Genomic DNA, 17,428 nt, shown 5'->3' with positions numbered 1-17,428 from the left:
TCTTTCGATGTAGGGACCTCAACCGGCGAGGGGGCACCTGAATCGGCGCGGGGTCTACAGCGCGATGGCGCCGATGCTGAATCCGGCCCGCCAACGCCGCCCCGCACGTCAGCAGCGCAGCACAGCGGCCTTGGCGATGCCCGCGTACTGATAGGCGTACGTGAACGCCCACAGCGGCGGGGAGAAGTCGTAGGCCCTCGGCACGCTGCGCAGCACCAGCTCGCCGCCGAAGCACTGCCGGAAGATGTAACGGGCCCGCACGAGGTGGAACCGCCAGCTGACGACGATGATCCGCGACCAGCCGCGTTCGGCGGCGAGCCGGGCGGTGATCATCGCCTCTCCGCGGGTGGTCGAGGGAGCCGGGCGCAGACACCGCACCTCGATACCGGGCGGGGGGTCGCCGCACACCCGGTCCATCAGTGCGTCCTCCGGTGTCCGGGGCCAGTAGGGGTCGGAGATCAGGACGGTATCGGCATAGCCGGCACGGGCCAGGGCGAGGCCGTAATCCTCGCGGCCGTCGTGTTCGCCGCCCAGCACGACGATGGCGTCGGCCTTGCGCAGGGTATCGGAATGGTCGACCGTGAACAGGCGGAAGCCGAGCCCGCCGAAAACGGACGCGCCCGCCAGCACCGCGACCAGGCCCGCCACCACCGCCGTGCGGGTATTGATCCGGTGAGACCGGCTCAATATGCGCCCGACCTGTTCAGCATCGCCCGCACGGTGCGGCACAGGATGACGATGTCGAGGGCCACCGACCAGTTCTCCACATACGACAGATCGAGCCGCACGGACTCCTCCCAGGTGAGGTCGCTGCGTCCGGACACCTGCCACAGGCCGGTGATCCCGGGACGCACGAGCATCCGGCGGGTGACGTGCTCGTCGTAACGGTCCACCTCCTCGCGCAATGGCGGCCGGGGGCCCACCAGGCTCATCGAACCCGACAGCACATTGAACAGCTGAGGCAGCTCATCGAGGCTGAACCGCCGCAGGTACCGTCCCGTCGCAGTGACCCGCGGGTCGTCCCTCATCTTGAACAGTATGCCGTTGCCGTCGTCGGTACCGGCGAGTGCGGCCTTCTGCCGGTCCGCCCCGACGACCATGGAACGGAACTTCCACATCCGGAAGGGCCTGTTGTCCAGACCGATCCGCTCCCCGCCATACAGGACGGGGCCGGGTGAGCCGATCTTGACGGCCAGCGCGCAGGCGATCAGGACGGGGGCGATCAGCACCAGCAGCAGGGCCGCGAACGTCCTGTCGAAGGCCGATTTGAGGAAGCGGTTGGCGCCGCGGTACCGGGGCTTGTCGATGTGGAGCAGCGCGAGCCCGGACTCCGGACGCATGGTGATACGCGGGCCCGACACATCGATCACCGCCGGTGCCACGAGCATCTCGACGTCGAGTCCCTCCAGGTCCCAGGACAACTCGCGCATCGCATCGGGGCCGAGAGCGTCCCCGGAGGTGACCGCCACGACAGCGGCCCCACACCGGGCCACCGCCGCCCGGGCGTCACCGAAGTCGCCCAGGACGGGAATCTGGGTTCCGTCGACCTCCAGCTGTGCTGTCGCGGCGGCGGCGGAGTGGGCGGGCACGCAGATGGCTGCCACCTGGTAGCCGAGTTCGGGCCGGGCGGCCAGTCTCCTGATCAGCGGCACCGACGACGCGGTGTCGCCGAGGACGAGGACGCGGTTCAGGCAGCGTCCGCGCTTACGTTCGGCGACGATGCACTGGCGCCAGAGCCAGCGCGAGAGCATCAAGGCGGGGACACCGATCCCGAATCCGAAGAGCAGAAAGCCCCGTGAGATCCAGGTCTCGGCGACGAGGTTGATGGCGGCGACGGCACCGGCGGCACCGAATCCGGCGCGCAGCACGCGGGTGTACTCGGCGGTGCCCGCGCCCAAGACGCGCCGGTCATGTGCCTGTGCGGTGACCAGTGCCACCGTCCAGAGCACGGCCACGGCGAGAACCGTGACGATGCCGGGAAAGCCGAAACGGCCGACACCGACGAGCAGGCCGTCGATACCGAATCCGAACCGGATCGATTGCGCGAGCAGTAATGCCGCCAGCACGACGGCGAGATCGGTGATCACGACGGCGCGCGCGTACCGCCTCAGCCACATCGTCGGCGCGGGCAGAATCCGCAGGACGGGTCCCGGGCGGCGCGCGCGGTACGCGGCGGTCGAGTCGAGAGCGCTTGTCCTACGGTGCATGTCGGCTTGCATGGGAGATGACCCGGCTTTCCCCGCTGCGTCGGGCTGTGAGCTGTACGAGTGGTGCGAGCGGTGTCGAGGGCTGCCGGTCGACGTTGACAGGGCTCGGATGAATGGCTTGACTCTACCAAGGAAAAGGTAATCCGGTTGCCCTGCTGATGTGACTTATCGCACCGGGCTGCCACCGTCGTCGAAGTATTTCACGGGCGACAATAAATTCTGCTGTCCGGTGCTTTCCGGTTGTCCGGAGGCGGCTGATTCTTCGGTATTCTCACGAATAGTCGACATGTGTTCCCCCCAAGGCCGACCAGGTTATGGCACCATTCTCGAATTGTTGGGTGGTCACACCGTTCGTCGAGGTAAGAGTACCTGTGGGAAAGCCGATGGCGGGGGACCACGCGGCGAGTATCGCCCCGTATACGGCATGGGTTCCGGTCGTATCGGGGCGGCTGAATACACGGAATCCGCCGTCGACATCAAAATCCTGACGATCGTAGGCAAAGGTTCCCAGGGGCACCACCCGGAAGCGTCGCGCAATTGTCGCCACCTCGGTCGGGGAACTGAAGAACCCATTGTTTGTCGCGTAGCGGGCGCCCTCGGTGAATTCATAGCCGAATCCGCGTTGCAGCGGGTAGACGGGACTGACCGGTTGGCCCAGAGTCGGGTCCGGATTGACCTGGAGCAGTTGATACTCGGGCCGCAGCGGAAATCCTGCCTGACTCAGAGCCGTCACGGCGACCATCGACTGTTTGGGGACGAAAGCGGTGGTCGCGACGCCGAAGTTGTCCTCGGGATCGGTCGAACCGGTGGCCGCGTCGCGGATGGTATGGATCATGAACGGTCCCGCGTAGGAGACCTCCCGCCACTGTCCGATGGAGTTCGAGATCAGCTCGGCCTGGTCGGTCTGGCTGATGGAACCTGTTGTCGGTGCGCCATATTCGGTGATCCAGATCTTCTTTCCGCCGTCGCCGTTGCTGCTCATCGACCGGTACATGTCGATCATATTGCGCATCGGGGCGTTGTCGTAGAGGGCGCCCGTGGCCAGCGGGTTGGAGTAGTCGTACGGATGGAAGGAGATCGCGTCGGACCGGCCCGCGAGGCCGTTCTGGTATGCGGCCCTGAGGAAGTCCACCGCGTGTACGAGTCCGTCGGCGGTGTCCACGGCGCCCAGCGCGCCCGCGATCACTGTCATCGCCGGTGCCTTGGCCTTGATGACGGGGTAGGCGGCGCGGACCATCTGCGTGTAGAACGCGGGGTCGGGATCGGGGGCGAAGAACATCCGGCCGTTGGGTTCGTTCCAGATCTCCATGGCGCTGACGGAGTCCCGGTAGCGGGTGGCCACCTTGCCGCAGAAGTTCGCGTAGGTGGTGGCCGATGCCGGCCGCGACTGGGGGTTTCCCGGTACCGCGGCTGCCCATGACGGCGAATTGACCACCGACAGGAGAATCGTCAGACCTCTTGCGCGGCAGTCGTTGACGACGTTGTCGACGAATGTCCACTGGTAGCTTCCCGCCTGCGGGGAGACGAAGTTCCATGGTACGTCGAACCTGATCCAGCCGATTCCGGTGGCCGTCACGAGATCGAGGGTCTGCCGCCGGTCCGCGGTACTCATGTAGAGGATGGCCGAGCCGGCGGCGAATCCGGCCGAGAGAGGGGACGCGGTGAGGGCGACGGGGGTCCGCGCTCGCCGCGGCTGCTCCGGGGCGGAGGCCGCCAGCCAGGATCCACCGGCTGCCGCGGCCGCCCCGAAGGCCCCGGCGCCGATGACCTGCCTGCGAGTCCAGGTGCGCGACAGTAGTATTCGTCTGGATCGGGTGGAGGATCCGGATGTGGACGCGGAGGGATCGATGGGTGGGCGCGCTGTGCCCATGCGTGGCTCCTGGTGGACTATCCCCGGCCCGACAGATAACTCTGATCACATTAGCCTCATTGAATCTTCTTTGTCCCTGCTGTATCGGATTCCTGGATGAGTTAACTCAGCGGTTACCGGGTGAGCCGCCGGACCTGGGCGGCAGCGGGCTTCTGACTACCGTTCGCACGCAGCAGCCCGAAGTTGTCCTCCCGGTTCGCCGCGTTCGGTCCGGTGTCGCGGATGGTGTAGACGAAGAACGGTTGTGCGACATACGGAAGCCGCCGGGCCGTGGTGATCGCCTCACGCAGGATCACCGCCTGCCGGGCCGGGCTCACCGCATCCGCGGCGGTGCCGGTCGGTGCGCCGAATTCGGTGATCCAGATCTTCTTGCCGGCGTCACCGCGCGCGAGCATCACCGAGCGGACCTCGGTGATGTCGGCCCAGTTGCCGTTCGGATCGGTGGCCGGCGTGTACGGAAAGGTATAGGGATGCAAGGCGATCCCGTCGAAGTAGCGGCGCAGCCCCTGGTCGTAGAGGCGTCGTACGAAGGTACGCGGGGCAATCGTGGCGGCCGTGTCATTGGCGACCGAGAGTCCCGCGGACAGGACCGTGGCACCGGGCCGCGCCGCCTTGATCGCGGGGTAGGCGGCACGCAGCACCCGCCCGTAGATGCCGGTGTCCGGGCGCGGGGAGAAGAACAGTGGCAGATTGGGCTCGTTCCACACCTCCCAGGTGCTGATCGACCGTGCGTACCTGCCCGCCGCGATCCCGGCGAACCGCCCGAACGCCGCCGTGTCCTTCGGCCTGCTCCCCGGCAGGAACGCCCCCGCCGGATCGGCCGCCCACGGCGGTGCGAAGGTGACCAGACCGAGGACCGACAGGCCGTGGCGCCGGGCCGAACCGACGACCTTGTCCACGTTGCGCCAGTCGTACCTTCCCCGGCGGTTCTCCACGATCCGCCAGTTGATCTCGACCCGAACCCACGTCATCCCCAGCCGGCGCGCGGCGGCGAAATCGCGGTCGAGCGTGGCCGGGCTCTTGGTGAGAAGTGTTCCACCTTCTGCGAATCCGACGACATGGGCGGGTGCCGCGGGTGCCGGGACGGGTGCGGTCAGGAGCGCGGCGACGGCCACGCACAGTGCGCCGGCGAGCGCGGCGGCCCGGGTACGGGCGGGCTGGGCCCGGTCGGTCCGGGCGTGATCAGCCGAGTTCGGGTGCACGGGCAGTACCTTTCGATCGGGAGAACGCGGACCGGAGTACGCCGGGGCTCGACTGCTCCATGGCAGGCCGCTCCACGAACCGGTAGGTGAGCGAACCGAGCAGCACACTGAACACGCCGACGAGCAGGAATCCCGCCAGCAGCCCGGCCGGTGAATCGGGGATCTCGATGCCGGTCCGTTCCAGCAGGATCAGTACCGGGTAGTGCCACAGGTAGGTCGACAGGGAGACGATGCCGACATACCTGATCGGCCGCCAGTCGGTGACCGCGGCGATCGCCGAGCGCTCGCCGCGGGCGAGCGCGGCGGTGACGAATACGATCAGCATCGCCGAGGCTGTCGCGAATACCGTGGCCAGGTTGTGCGGCCGCACGATGAACACCACGAGCGAGGCCGCGGTCAGGATGAGCATGGCACCGGCCGCGGCGAGCTGCAGGTGCAGGGTGCGCACCCCTTTCGCCGCGCTCCTGGTGAGTGCGACGTACCCCACCGCGGCCAGCATCCCGAACCCGAAGGTGTCGGCGAGGGCCGGAAAACTGCGGGACAGCACGGCAACCCAGTTCGGCCCCCAATATCCCATGAGACCCGAGTACGCCGGGTCGCTGTGCTGCAGAACGGCCACGATGGTGTTGCAGATGATCCCGGTGGCGACCAGGACGATCCCGGGCACCAGCGCCAGGCGCAGCGGGGGGACACCCGGCAATCGCCGGGCGGCGGCGAACAGTGCCCAGGCGAGGACCGGAAGGGTCAGATAGAAGCCGAACTCGGTGCTCAGTGACCACGCCGGATTGATGCCGGTCTGCAGCGTCGACGGGAAGTACGACTGGGCGAGGGTCAGCTGCGCGAGCAGCGCGAGCGGATCGGTGATCGTCCCGGTGCCGGCATCGGCGCTGTCCCACGAGACGGTCACCGGGTTGACCACATAGCTCGCGCGCAGAACGAAGTTGACGACCAGGAAGATGAGCAGATACGCGGGAAAGATCCGGCGGAACCGGTGGATGAGGTAGGTCGGCGTCTCCGGGCGCGGGCCACCGGCCGCCAGCCGTTTGACGTAGGGGAGATACAACAGGAAACCGGACAACACGAAGAAAAAGGTCAGTGCCTGGCCGAGGAAGTCGATCCGGGTGGCGGCCAGGACGTCCGGCGTGAAATGGACGGCCACATGGACCGCGATGACACACAGACAACCGATTCCGCGCGGGCCTTCGAGCCCGGCCAGTCGTGCCTTAGGCCTCGGGCCCGGTTGCGGCGCGGGCGATGTGGCCTCCGGTGGCCGGCCGGGTTCGGGTGCGGCATGCCTTGGCCGGTAGCGACCCGGCGCAGGCGCGGCCCGGTACCGATCGTGCTCAGCTCTCATCGGGGTGGTCCTTCTGCTCGAACGGTTGGTGATCAGCCTCGAACGGGTCGGTGATCAGCAACGCCACCAGCACGCTGAACGCCATGGTGACCGGCGGATTGGTCACCACCGGAAAGTCGAGTTGCAGTGCGACAACGGCGAAGCCGATGAAGCCGGCGCCGATCACCCCCGCTTCCCAGGGCGGCCGGCGCAGGGCGCGGTAGGCGGTGACCGCGCCGACGACGAGGATCGCCACGAACGCGGCGCCCGCGAGCAGCCCGCCGCGGTAGATCGTCAGGAGCGGGCTGTTGGCGACATAGTTGGTGTGGAAGCCGATGACCTCGTCGGTGAACTCGGGTGCTCCGAAGCCGTGACCGAACCACCACCGGCCCGTCATCGTCGAGGTGTAGTCGGCGATGGCGGCGGAGCGGTCCGCACTGCCCTTGTCGTCGGAGGAGAAGGACGAGAAGATCCGTTCGGCGATGGACGGGACACCCGCGGCGGCCACCGCCGCTGTCACCGCGCCCCCTGCGATCGCCGCCCGTAGCCGCGGGCTCATCGCCCCGAATGCCGCGAGCACCACCACCGCCAGGACGAACGAGAAGATCGCGGCCCGGCTCAGCGTCATCACCAGACCGGCCAGCAGGATCGAGGCCAGCAGCAATCGCGGGGCACCGCGGAACATGGCGATCGCGGCGATCGCGGCGACGAAGATGATGATGCCCGCGATGTTCGGGTCGACGTAGGTACCGGTGAGGCGGACCACGCTGCCCATGGACGATTCGTAGAACCGCAGGTGCGTGCCGATGGTTCCGGTGTTGCCGTACCCGATCGGGGACAGCTTGTTGAGGAAGGTGCCCGACTTGTCGAAGGCCAGCAGGGCGAGCGCGAGTGCCGTACCGGTGGCGCCGCCGTAGACGAATGTCCGGCCGAACAGGCGCAGGTCCGGACGGGGAAGGCGGATCAGGGCGAAGACGAGAGAGGTTGCCAGTACCCATTTCACGTATTCGAGGATGTGCTCGGGACCGTCGGCGGTCATTACCAGGCCCGCTGTTGAGGCCACGATCAGGGCCGCGACGGCGATCTCGGTCCCGCTCACCCGGTTCCGCGCGGGACCGTGGAACCAGACTGTGCCCCACACGGCGAAGACCATGGCCAGGACGAAGGGCAGCGGAACGCCGGGAACCACCATCACCGGGGCTGCACCGAGCATGAAAGCGGTTGTGCCATAGATGATTCTGGGTGCGAAAACGACCACCACCACCGCCGCCGCCAGTATCGGGACGGCGACGGCGGCAAGCGCACCGCGCGGATCGGGCATCCCGGCGAGCAGTCCGGCCGCCACCGCGGCGAGCAGCGGTGCGGCGGCAGGGACCGAACCCACGCGGACGCGCCGGATTCGCGGCGGGGCGGGGGCGCCGGTCTGGTTTCCGCCCCGTACCGGGGCGGGCCGCACCGTCATCGCAGCCACTCGTCGACGGTCTTGTGTGGCAACCTGTTCTGCCAGCGGTCGGCTCCGATCTCATAGAGGCGGGCGCCGTACCCGGCGGCCGCGCCGCGGTCGAGCAGGTAGTTCCTGCATCGGTCGATGAACTCCCCCGGGTCGTCGATCGATGCGATGCCGAGCAATTCGCCGAGCGAACCCACCGCGGGCCCGGTCCCGATGACGGGGAGGCCGCGTGAGACCGCGTCGAGGATCTTCACCCGAACCCCACCGCCGGTGCGGATCGGGGCGGCCAGTGCCCGGCAGCCGGCGAGGAACCCGTCGAGATCCTCGACAAAACCCAGTTCGCGGACACCGGCGGGCAGGCGGGGGGCGGGCTGGTCGGGATCGGCGGCACCGACGATGCACAGTTCGGCACCCGCGATACCGTCGGCGATGCGCGGCCACCACTGCAGCAGTTGGAGAAATGCCTCCTGGTTCGGTGCCCAGCGGCGATCGCCCAGGAACAGCAGCCGCGGCGGTGTCGCCTCGACCGGGACCCGCCGGGCCGGCGGCAGGGTCAGATCGAGCCAGTACGACCGTTCAATGCCCAGGCTTCGATAGTGATCGGCCTCCTGCTTGTCGTAGGAGGCGACGCTGCGTGCGGCCAGCGCCACCCGCGTCTCGTCGCGGATGATCCGTGGTGAGTCGATCCGCCCGGCCAGGCCCCGGGTGCCGGTCCAGATCAGCGACTCCGGTACCACAGTGTTGACCGCGAGGAAATCCTTTGCCCCGGAACCGAATGCGGCGAGTACGCACTCGGCCATGTAGCTGTGGTCGGCTACGAACAGGTCGGTGCTGGTCGCGCGCACCGCATCGACGAGTTCGCCGGACAGGAAGCGGGTGTGCACCAGACTGCGCCGCCGGAGGAGGCTGCCGGCGACTATCGGTATCGCGCGGGGGTGGGGTTTGGCCACGCGCCGGTATCCGCCGTCGGTGGCATCAGGATGGGCTGACAGGCACAGCACCTGCACCTGATGGGCCTCCCTGGCCAGGTCCATCACCAACTGCGCCATCGTCAGGTCGCCCGTCGATTCGAACCGCGGGTCTTTGCTCAGAATGAATGTGGTTTTCATACCGGTGTTGTCTCTCGGCTCGGCACCGGCCGGAACTGAACCGGTGATCCGTTGTGGCAGCCGGGGTTCCGGCGGCGATACCTGGTGGCGGGAAAGGTCGCCATGGGCCCGGAGTGCTGCAGGGCGGCGGTGGTGGGCAGAGCCGGAACGACCGGAATGGGTACTGTGCTCTCCAACGCGGGGTGGTTGATCACACGCGTGCGGGCGGGGGCCGAAGTCGTCCCCGTGCCGCCGGTATGCGCCACCGGCGAACAACCGGGACCGCCGGCATAGATCGCACGGCGATACACCAGCAGCAGCACCAGCTCGCACAGCGTGCCGGTGACGGCCGTGCCGTACACCCCGCACAGGTGCGCCGTCACCACCAGCACCGGCAACTGGCCGAGTGCCAGGGTGACGGTCGCCCGGACCCGGAGCCGGTCGCGATGCTGCAGGAAGAGAATCACGGTGAACACGAAATTGACCGAGCGGGCGAAGACGAACACCGACAGGATGAGCATCGCCGCACCCACCGGCCCGGCCCCGCCCCACAGGGCGATCCCGGCCCCGAGCACCGCCATCGCGGCGCCGGTGGCCACCGCCATCCGGACGATGGCGCGGGGGTCGGGTGCGGACCGGACATCGCCTGTCGCCGTGCGGAGTCCTGCGACATAGGTATTGGCGAAATGCTGGCCGAACATGGCGATCGCGAGCGCGGTCACCTGCGCCACGGAGTAGTACCCGGCCACCTCGCTGCCGGCCACCAGGCCGACGGCGATCAGCGGCGCCTGTGAATAGACCGCGGCGGCAAGGGCTTCGGCGGACAGGAGGGCGGCCCCACGCGCCGTGCCCGGGAATCCGTGCCGCACGGTGGTGACGTACGGGACGCAGACGGCGCCGATGAGCAGATAGGGCAGCAGGTAGAGGATGCCCGCGAGGTGCAGGGCCGGGGACTGGGCGGTCAGGATGTACCCCCCGGCGAGTCCGATGCTGGTCAACTGCCGGACGGTGTCGAGCCGCATGGTGCGATCTGGCCGTCCGTCACGCATGTCGCGGCTCTTGCGGGTGTTGAAGAGCAACTCACCGGCCGCCATGGTCACCGCGAAGCCCGCGACGAACCACTCGATGAACACCGCGCAGCCGACGGCCAGCATGGCGAGGCCGAACAGCGTTCGGGCCGAACGTTCCTGGACGAAATGGTCCTCGTCGACCCGGAGCGACCGGACGAAGTAGGCATTGTCGGCGGCGGCGTTGATCACCGCGGCGATCGCGACGGCCAGCGCGTAGTGCCCGTAGTCACCGATTCCGAGCCGGGAGATGAGCAGCGCCGTCCAGGCGAGTCCGACCAGACGGCCACCGTAACTCCACCCCGCGGCGGTCGCCGCGCGGATCAGATGGCCTGTGGTGGTGTTCACGAGCGCAGGCCGCCCGCGATCTCCCGCCAGGCGTCCAGGACCGGTCGGGCGCATTCGCCGCCCGACCGCGCCACCCGCAGCGCCTGCACCTGTGCGGCGAGAGCCGCCATGCGGGCAGGGTCGCCGATGGCGGCGTTGACGGCCGCCGCGATGGCATCGATTCCGCTGCCGGGGCCGGCCGAGTCCACCCCGACCGCCCCGCCCTCGGCCGCGGTCTCGGCGAGGGAGCCGTCGAGGATGCAGACGATCGGTGTGCCGTACGCGAAGGACCGCGCCACAGCACTCGATGCGGCCCACACCTTGCCGTATTTGTTGTCCTTGGAGTAGGGCACGACGAGAAATCTGATGCCGGTGAAGAACGCATCCTCGTCGGCGCCGTTGACCTCGCCGAGTATCCGCACTCCCGGTGTAGGCGGGAGGTTCTCGGTGCCACGGCCGGCCACGACGATGTCGATGCCGTCGTCGAGCCCGGCGCGAAGCCGGTCGATGAGGTCGAATCCCTTGCCCTTGTAGACGTGGCCGAACAGGCCGACTGCCGGCGGGCGGTCGGTGACCGCGATCGTGTCGTCGCGGTCGGGAACGAAGATCCGGGTGGGCACCACTCGCGACGAGCGCAGCAACTGCCGAGTCCGGTCCGCACCGATGGTGGTGAGCGTGAACACTGTCCGGTTCCGGCTCACCCTGCGCTGCACCGCATCCGACAGCGGTCGCAGGGGGTAGTGCACGGCGTGGTGCAACAGCCGGTGCCGGGTGAGGAGTTCGGTCTTGAAGGGCCACCACACCGGGCGCGGAGCATCGTGAATAGTGGCGGTCACCGGAACCACGGCGGGTAGGGCGGCCGCCCAGAACGTCGACAGGGATCCGGCGCTCTGCTCGAAATGCGCGATGACCGGACCGCTGTCGCCGGCCTTGCGGACCGCGGCACGGACCCCGCGCATGTGCCGCACGACCTCGGAAAGCCGTTCACTGCCCTCGGTGTCGATGCGGTACTCGATCACCTCCAGGACGTGTGGCCGGATCGCGTCGATGAAGTCGGTCGCGTAGTCGCCCACCCCGCTCCGGCCGTGTGCCGGCGCCACGTAGACCAGACGAACCTGCGCCAGATCGGTCATGGTTACCTCGAATCGTGTCGGCTGTGCGTTGGTGTCCGGGATGGACGGGCGGGTGATCTGTTGCCCCGGTCAGGCAACAATGTGGGGATCGGGGTCAGGTGAGGATCGGGCGGAACACCGGGTGGTAGTCGAGGGTCGACTCGCGGGTGCCGATCGGCTTGGCGGGTGCCCCGCCGACGATCTGCATATCGGCGACGTCCTGGGTCACCATTGAGCAGGCGGCCACCACGCCGCCCACCCCGATGGTGAGCTCCTGCAACACCATTGACCGGCTGGCCACCCAGGCGTGGTGTTTGATGCGGACCGGCCCGAGCCGGATGTCGAAGTCGGGGGAGTTAACCAGGTGCTTGCCCGTGATGATCTGGACGTCGGAGGCGATCACCACGTCGTCGTCGATGGTGATGCCGCCGCGCGCGTCGAGCAGGCACCGTCCGCCGATGGACACGGCATCACCGATGGTCAGGAAGCGGGCTCCGAGGATGGTGGTGCCCATCATGATCGAGCTTCTCCGGCCGATCGACACCCCCAGCAGGCGCAGGAAGAGTTGCCGCACATGGTGGGACGGCAGCCAGGTGATGAGGTAGTTGTAGACACGCTCGCCCAGCTGGATGGCCTTGGGGCTGGGGATGACCTCGGTCCGGTCGTGCTGTATCGGTAGCTGTGTCATAGCGCGGCCTCCTGTTTGTCGTCGTGGTTGGTCCCGGCTCCGGTGTCGTGGTGGCCGGCGCCGATCAGGTCCAGATCATGGCGCACCATGGCGCGGACGATCTCCGGAAAGCTCATGGTGGGTGACCACCGGAGGGTCCGGCGGGCGTGCGTGCTGTCGCCGATCAGCGCTGTCGCGTCGGCCGGGCGGGTGAACTGCTCGCTGGTGTCCACCAGGTGCCGCCAGTCGGTGATGCCGACGGCTGCGAAGGCCTCGTGGACGAAGTCACGAACCGAACGCGCGGTGCCGGTCGCCAGCACGAAGTCATCGGGGGTGTCGTGTTCGGCGATACGGATCATCGCCTCCACGTAGTCGGGCGCCCAGCCCCAGTCGCGCCGGGCGTCGAGATTGCCCAGGGTCAGCCGCTGCGCGCTGCCCGCGGCGATCGCAGCCACTCCCGATGTGATCTTGCGTGTGACGAATGTCGTAGGACGGCAGGGAGATTCGTGATTGTACAGAATCGCGTTGCTGGCCCAGAGCCCACGCGCCCGGAAGACGACGACCATGGAGTGCGCGAACGCCTTCGCGGCCCCGTACGGCGAGTTCGGGGCCAGGGGGGTCGACTCGTCCTGCGGAGTGCGCCGTGCGGCCGCGAAGATCTCGCCGCTCGACGCGTTGACGAAGCGCGGCGGTCGCGGTTGCCGCAGACACCTGTCCGCCAGCGCGACGGAGAGCACCCCGTTGAGGTGCGCGGTGCCCACCGGGTCGGCCCAGGAGGCGGCCACCGACGAGATGGCGGCCAGGTGGAACACGTGCGTCGGCGCGTACTCGTCGATGAGCTGTCCCGCGGCCGGAATGTCACTCAGATCGCAGGTGAGGGAGACTGATTCGGGACGTGGCGGTTCAGGTGCGGTTGTTCCCGGGCCGTACACGGCGACGGTGCGCCACCCGCGGCGTGCGAGTTCGGCGACGAGCAGGGTCCCGTCCTGCCCGCCCGCGCCGGTGATCAGAGCGGTGGGTTGCCCGGTCATCGCCACCGGCTAACCCGCCGCGAGCTTGGATTGCTGGTCCACGTCGTTGCGCACCATCATCCGGATCAGTTCGTCGAAGCCCACTTTCGGCTTCCAGCCCAGCACGGTGGCGGCCTTCGTCGAATCACCCACCAGCAGATCGACTTCCGCGGGTCGGAAGAATTGGGGGTCGATCCGCACGTGAGGCTCCCAGTCGTCGATGCCGACCTCGTCGAAGGCGATGTCGAGCAGTGACCGGATGGACTGGGTGGTGCCGGTGGAGATGACGTAGTCGTCGGCCCCGGGCTGCTGGAGCATCAACCACATCGCTTCGACGTAATCTCCGGCAAAACCCCAGTCACGTTGCGCGTCGAGGTTGCCCAGCGCGATGTCCTTCTGGATGCCGAGGCTGATCCGCGCAACCGCCTGGGTGACCTTCCTGGTGACGAATTCCGGTCCGCGACGAGGTGATTCGTGGTTGAACAGAATCCCCGAACTCGCGTGCATCCCGTAGGACTCGCGATAGTTGACGGTCATATAGTGCCCGTAGACCTTGGCCACGCCGTAAGGGGAACGGGGCCACAGCAGCGTGTTCTCGCGTTGCGGCACCTCCTGCACCTTGCCGAACATCTCCGAACTCGACGCCTGGTAGAAGCGGACCTGCTTGCCGGTGCTGTCCTGGTAGAACCGTACGGCTTCCAGAATGTTGAGCACGCCGCCGCCGGTGACGTCGGTGGTCAGGCGGGCGTTCTGCCAGGAGTACGCGACAAACGACACCGCGCCGAGGTTGTAGACCTCATCCGGTGCCGCTGCGTTGATTGCCCGGACCAGGCTGGACAGATCGAGCAGATTGCCGGTCAGTATCTCGACAAAAGGGTGGGTCACCGCAAGCGCCGCTGCCTTGGGATTGTTTTGGCCGCGTACCAGACCGTATACCCGGTAGCCTTTGGAACTAAGTAGTTCGCTCAGGTAAAGACCATCCTGGCCGGTGATTCCGGTGATCAGAGCAGTTGGCATGATATTTCCCCTGGAGGTAAAGAATCACTTGGTTCGATGGACGCAGACGCTACCGCAGTGTCCGATGGAGCGCATTGTCAAGATATTCCGCGATCACTACTGGTCCGCAGGGTCTTGACGGTCCCGTGTTAACGAGGGATCACCAAATGTTTCGCCTGATTCCGAATCAATGACGCGGGTCACTGGGATGGTGGCATCTGGCCTGCTTCCCGGTGCGAATTCATCGATTTCGGTTAGAGTCGCTTCCGTGCTGCCGGGTCTGCCGGCCGCATCGCCGGATCGTCGAATAGTGATAGTTCAACCGTTCGGGCTAATACGGCAACATCTGTGGATACCCATACTTCCGTTGTCAATGTCGACCGCGGCGGCAGCGGTGGTGCCCCGCAGAGCACGAGTACTGGAGACCGTCAGTGGATATTTCTGATTACCTCGCCGCGTTCCGGCGCCGCTGGGTGCTGATTGTGGTGGCCGCCCTCCTCGCGCTGGGTTGTGCGGCCGCGGCGACTGCGTTCATCACCCCTGAGTACAGCGCCACCTCGAGGCTGTTCATCAGCGCCGCCGGAGCGTCCTCGGCGTCGGACGCCTACGAGGGGAACCTCTTCTCGGAGAAGCGGATCACCTCATACGCCGAGATCGCCACGGGACGGCGGGTAGCCGAGGGCGTGGTCCGGGAACTGGGTTTGCCGATGAGCCCGGACGATGTGCGCGCGACGATCACCGCGACGCCTCTGCGCGACTCGGTGATCCTGGACATCACCGCGGTCACAGGCGACGCCGAGCTGTCCCGGGACATCGCGAATGTGGCGGCGAGCCAGACCGCGGTGGTGATCAAGTCGGTGGAGACCTCGGCCCGCGGCGGTGAACCCACCGCATCGGGGTCGATCATGGAGGCCGCGGTCGCACCGGGCTCACCGTCATCACCGAGCTGGGTCCGCAATCTGCTGCTCGGGCTGCTGGCCGGGCTGGCGGTGGGTCTCGTCGGAGCGTTCGCCCGCGACCGCACCGACACGAAGGTGCGCTCGGATGCGGAGCTGGCGGCGGCTGCGGGCACCGAGACGCTGGGCGCGGTGCGCACTCTTAGGGTCAGCCCCGGAGCCGGTGCGCCCGGGTCGGATTCGGACTTCATGGCCGTGTACAACCAGTTGCTCGGAGTGGGTGGTGCGGGGGTGGCCCGGTTGGTTGTCTGCGGTCCCGCCGACGCCGAGTCGGGTGCCGTGCCGGCCGTGGCCCGGGGGCTGGCGGTGGCGATGACGGCACTGGGCGATCCCGCGGTCGTCGTCGAGACGGTCCCCCAGGATGATGCGGTCGCCGGTCACGATTCCCCGGCGGCGGCACGATCGCCACGACAGCAGGTCCGCCCGGGTCTGTTCGACGTGCTCGCGGGCCGGGACACGCTCGCCGACGTACTGGTCACGGATGAGGGCGCGTACGTGGTGCCTGCCGGCCGGGCGGGCGGCGCGGGCGCCGGAGTGCTCGGTTCGGCCGACATGGACGCGGTACTCAAAGAGCTGGGTCTGCGATTCCGGTACGTCGTGGTCGCGGGGGCAGGTGTACTCGACCGTCCCGACGTCGCGGTGCTGCGCGCGGTCACCGACGGTGCGGTTCTCGTCGGCGTGCCCGGTGCGACGACCACGACGGACGTGGCGCAGGCGGCGGGCAGGCTGCGGACCGCCGAGCTGCGGGTGCTCGGCACGGTGGCCGCCGGTGCGCCGGCCCGAGTGGTGGTCTGACGCGTGCGCTCCGCAGCAGCCGGTGAGACCGGAAGAAACAAGGGCCGGGCCGGCGCCGCCACGCCCACGCGCGCACTCCTGTCGGTGCTCGCACTTGTCACCGGATGCCTTGGGGTCACCGGTTGTCAAGGGGCCGTGGACTACTCGCCGGTGACCCCGATCAGGGTGGACACCGCGCTGCCCACCCCCGCCGACACCGGACGGCTGCCCGAGGGTTTCCCTGAGACCGGCGGCACCGGGCCCGGTGCACTCGTATCGGTGCGGCGGGCCACGAAGGTGCCCCGCATGCTGGCCGAGACCGGGGCGTCGACGTGGATCATCACCTACCTCTCCGAGGCATCGTGGGTACCGGGTGCGGACCGGGTGACGGCGCTGGTCGCGATTCCCGGCGGAGCCGCGCCGGCGGGCGGATTCCCGGTGATGGCGTTCAACCACGGCAACACCGGCGTCAACTTCGACTGCGCGCCGAGCCTGTACGACGACCTGCTGAACCAGACGGTGTCGATCGCGGCGTTTGTGAAGAACGGATTCGTGGTGGTCGCAAGCGATTACGGAGGCATGACGGGGGATCCCGCCTCTCCAGGGCTGGCTTTCCTCGACACGTCCGCGATGGGACGGGATGTGGTCAACGCCGTGCGGGCGGCCCGCGGACTCAGCTCTGCGGTGGGACGTCGGTGGGCGGTGGCCGGCGGATCGCTCGGCGGGGCGGCGACATGGGGCACCAACGCGGTGCTCGCCGAGTCCGGAGCAGCCGGGCCCGACGACGTGGCAGGGGATCTGGTCGCGGCGGCGGCGTGGGCGCCGGTGGTGAATGTAGAAGAACTCGTGGACAAGGCGCTGGCGGGGACCCTGACCACCGAACAGCGCCACCTCTACTTCCTGGCGGTGATGCAGCTCAAGGCCACCACACATCCGGAAATCGTTGTCTCCGACTATATTCACGGATCGATGTACCGGAACCGCGAGCTCCTGCGGCTGTGTACCGGACCCCGGCTGCCCGAGGCGGTCGAGGTCATCACGCGGGCGCCGGCATCGGATCTGCTCCCGGCGGACGCGCGGGCGGCCACCGTCATGCGCCGCCTGCTGCGCTCGCTCCTGCCGCCGGCCCGGCTGAAGGTGCCGATGGTCGTGGTCTACGGAGGGGCCGACAAGATCGTCGACTTCGACTGGATCGAACAGGCGATACACAGGTCCTGTGCGGCCGGTTCGGTGATCGCCTGGCAGAAGCATGCCGGTCAGGGACATGACAACGTGGACGCGTCCTGGGTGTTCTCGTGGCTGCGTACCCGGTTCGCGGGGGATGCGGCGAGCGACAACTGCGCCGCGAACCAGGTGGAAAGCAGGTGAG

The 17,428-nt window shown here is 68.0% G+C and carries 14 protein-coding genes; 2 read left to right on the top strand and 12 right to left on the bottom strand.

Going from position 1 to position 17,428, the window contains the following annotated elements:
• Positions 1–108: 108 nt before the first annotated feature.
• The 12 genes from GOAMR_RS12800 to GOAMR_RS12745 all read right to left on the bottom strand — a co-directional run bounded on the left by GOAMR_RS12800 (position 109) and on the right by GOAMR_RS12745 (position 14,350).
• Positions 109–687, bottom strand: a complete 579-nt coding sequence (locus GOAMR_RS12800) for a YdcF family protein (protein ID WP_005188159.1) — start codon at positions 685–687, stop codon at positions 109–111.
• Complete coding sequence (locus GOAMR_RS12795; protein WP_213263248.1) at positions 684–2,207, bottom strand: sugar transferase; 1,524 nt, start codon at positions 2,205–2,207, stop codon at positions 684–686. Before GOAMR_RS12795 ends, GOAMR_RS12800 begins: the two co-directional genes overlap by 4 nt.
• A gap of 271 nt (positions 2,208–2,478) precedes the next feature.
• On the bottom strand, positions 2,479–4,077 hold the full coding sequence (locus GOAMR_RS12790) for a cellulase family glycosylhydrolase (RefSeq protein ID WP_005188149.1): 1,599 nt from the start codon (positions 4,075–4,077) through the stop codon (positions 2,479–2,481).
• A 113-nt stretch (positions 4,078–4,190) separates the two neighbouring features.
• Positions 4,191–5,279 (bottom strand): glycoside hydrolase 5 family protein, encoded by a 1,089-nt coding sequence (locus GOAMR_RS12785; RefSeq protein WP_005188146.1) that lies wholly within the window; start codon positions 5,277–5,279, stop codon positions 4,191–4,193.
• On the bottom strand, positions 5,260–6,633 hold the full coding sequence (locus GOAMR_RS12780) for an acyltransferase family protein (protein ID WP_005188143.1): 1,374 nt from the start codon (positions 6,631–6,633) through the stop codon (positions 5,260–5,262). The genes GOAMR_RS12785 and GOAMR_RS12780 overlap by 20 nt, the downstream gene beginning before the upstream one ends.
• Positions 6,623–8,083, bottom strand: coding sequence for an O-antigen ligase family protein (locus GOAMR_RS12775; protein ID WP_138943711.1), 1,461 nt, complete (start codon positions 8,081–8,083; stop codon positions 6,623–6,625). Before GOAMR_RS12775 ends, GOAMR_RS12780 begins: the two co-directional genes overlap by 11 nt.
• A complete protein-coding gene (locus GOAMR_RS12770) occupies positions 8,071–9,171 on the bottom strand; it encodes a glycosyltransferase (protein WP_005188138.1) in 1,101 nt (366 codons plus the stop codon). Before GOAMR_RS12770 ends, GOAMR_RS12775 begins: the two co-directional genes overlap by 13 nt.
• Positions 9,168–10,565, bottom strand: coding sequence for a lipopolysaccharide biosynthesis protein (locus GOAMR_RS12765; RefSeq protein ID WP_005188136.1), 1,398 nt, complete (start codon positions 10,563–10,565; stop codon positions 9,168–9,170). The genes GOAMR_RS12770 and GOAMR_RS12765 overlap by 4 nt, the downstream gene beginning before the upstream one ends.
• On the bottom strand, positions 10,562–11,677 hold the full coding sequence (locus GOAMR_RS12760; RefSeq protein WP_005188134.1) for a glycosyltransferase family protein: 1,116 nt from the start codon (positions 11,675–11,677) through the stop codon (positions 10,562–10,564). The genes GOAMR_RS12765 and GOAMR_RS12760 overlap by 4 nt, the downstream gene beginning before the upstream one ends.
• 94 nt (positions 11,678–11,771) lie before the next feature.
• Positions 11,772–12,344 (bottom strand): acyltransferase, encoded by a 573-nt coding sequence (locus tag GOAMR_RS12755; protein ID WP_005188132.1) that lies wholly within the window; start codon positions 12,342–12,344, stop codon positions 11,772–11,774.
• Complete coding sequence (locus GOAMR_RS12750) at positions 12,341–13,354, bottom strand: GDP-mannose 4,6-dehydratase (protein WP_005188130.1); 1,014 nt, start codon at positions 13,352–13,354, stop codon at positions 12,341–12,343. Before GOAMR_RS12750 ends, GOAMR_RS12755 begins: the two co-directional genes overlap by 4 nt.
• A gap of 9 nt (positions 13,355–13,363) precedes the next feature.
• Positions 13,364–14,350 (bottom strand): GDP-mannose 4,6-dehydratase, encoded by a 987-nt coding sequence (locus GOAMR_RS12745; protein WP_005188127.1) that lies wholly within the window; start codon positions 14,348–14,350, stop codon positions 13,364–13,366.
• Positions 14,351–14,760: 410 nt separating this feature from the next.
• On the opposite strand from GOAMR_RS12745, the gene GOAMR_RS12740 reads away from it, so the two are divergent.
• Both GOAMR_RS12740 and GOAMR_RS12735 read left to right on the top strand, forming a co-directional pair.
• Positions 14,761–16,080, top strand: coding sequence for a Wzz/FepE/Etk N-terminal domain-containing protein (locus GOAMR_RS12740; protein WP_005188124.1), 1,320 nt, complete (start codon positions 14,761–14,763; stop codon positions 16,078–16,080).
• Positions 16,081–16,083: 3 nt separating this feature from the next.
• Positions 16,084–17,427 carry an alpha/beta hydrolase family protein gene (locus GOAMR_RS12735; protein WP_005188121.1) on the top strand — a complete coding sequence of 448 codons (1,344 nt, stop codon included), beginning with the start codon at positions 16,084–16,086 and terminating at the stop codon, positions 17,425–17,427.
• The last annotated feature ends 1 nt before the right edge of the window (position 17,428 follow it).

This window comes from Gordonia amarae NBRC 15530 (genome assembly GCF_000241345.1).
GTDB lineage: Bacteria > Actinomycetota > Actinomycetes > Mycobacteriales > Mycobacteriaceae > Gordonia > Gordonia amarae.
The sequence above is the reverse complement of the archived record's forward strand: the minus strand, read 5'-3'. Positions and strand labels throughout refer to the sequence as shown.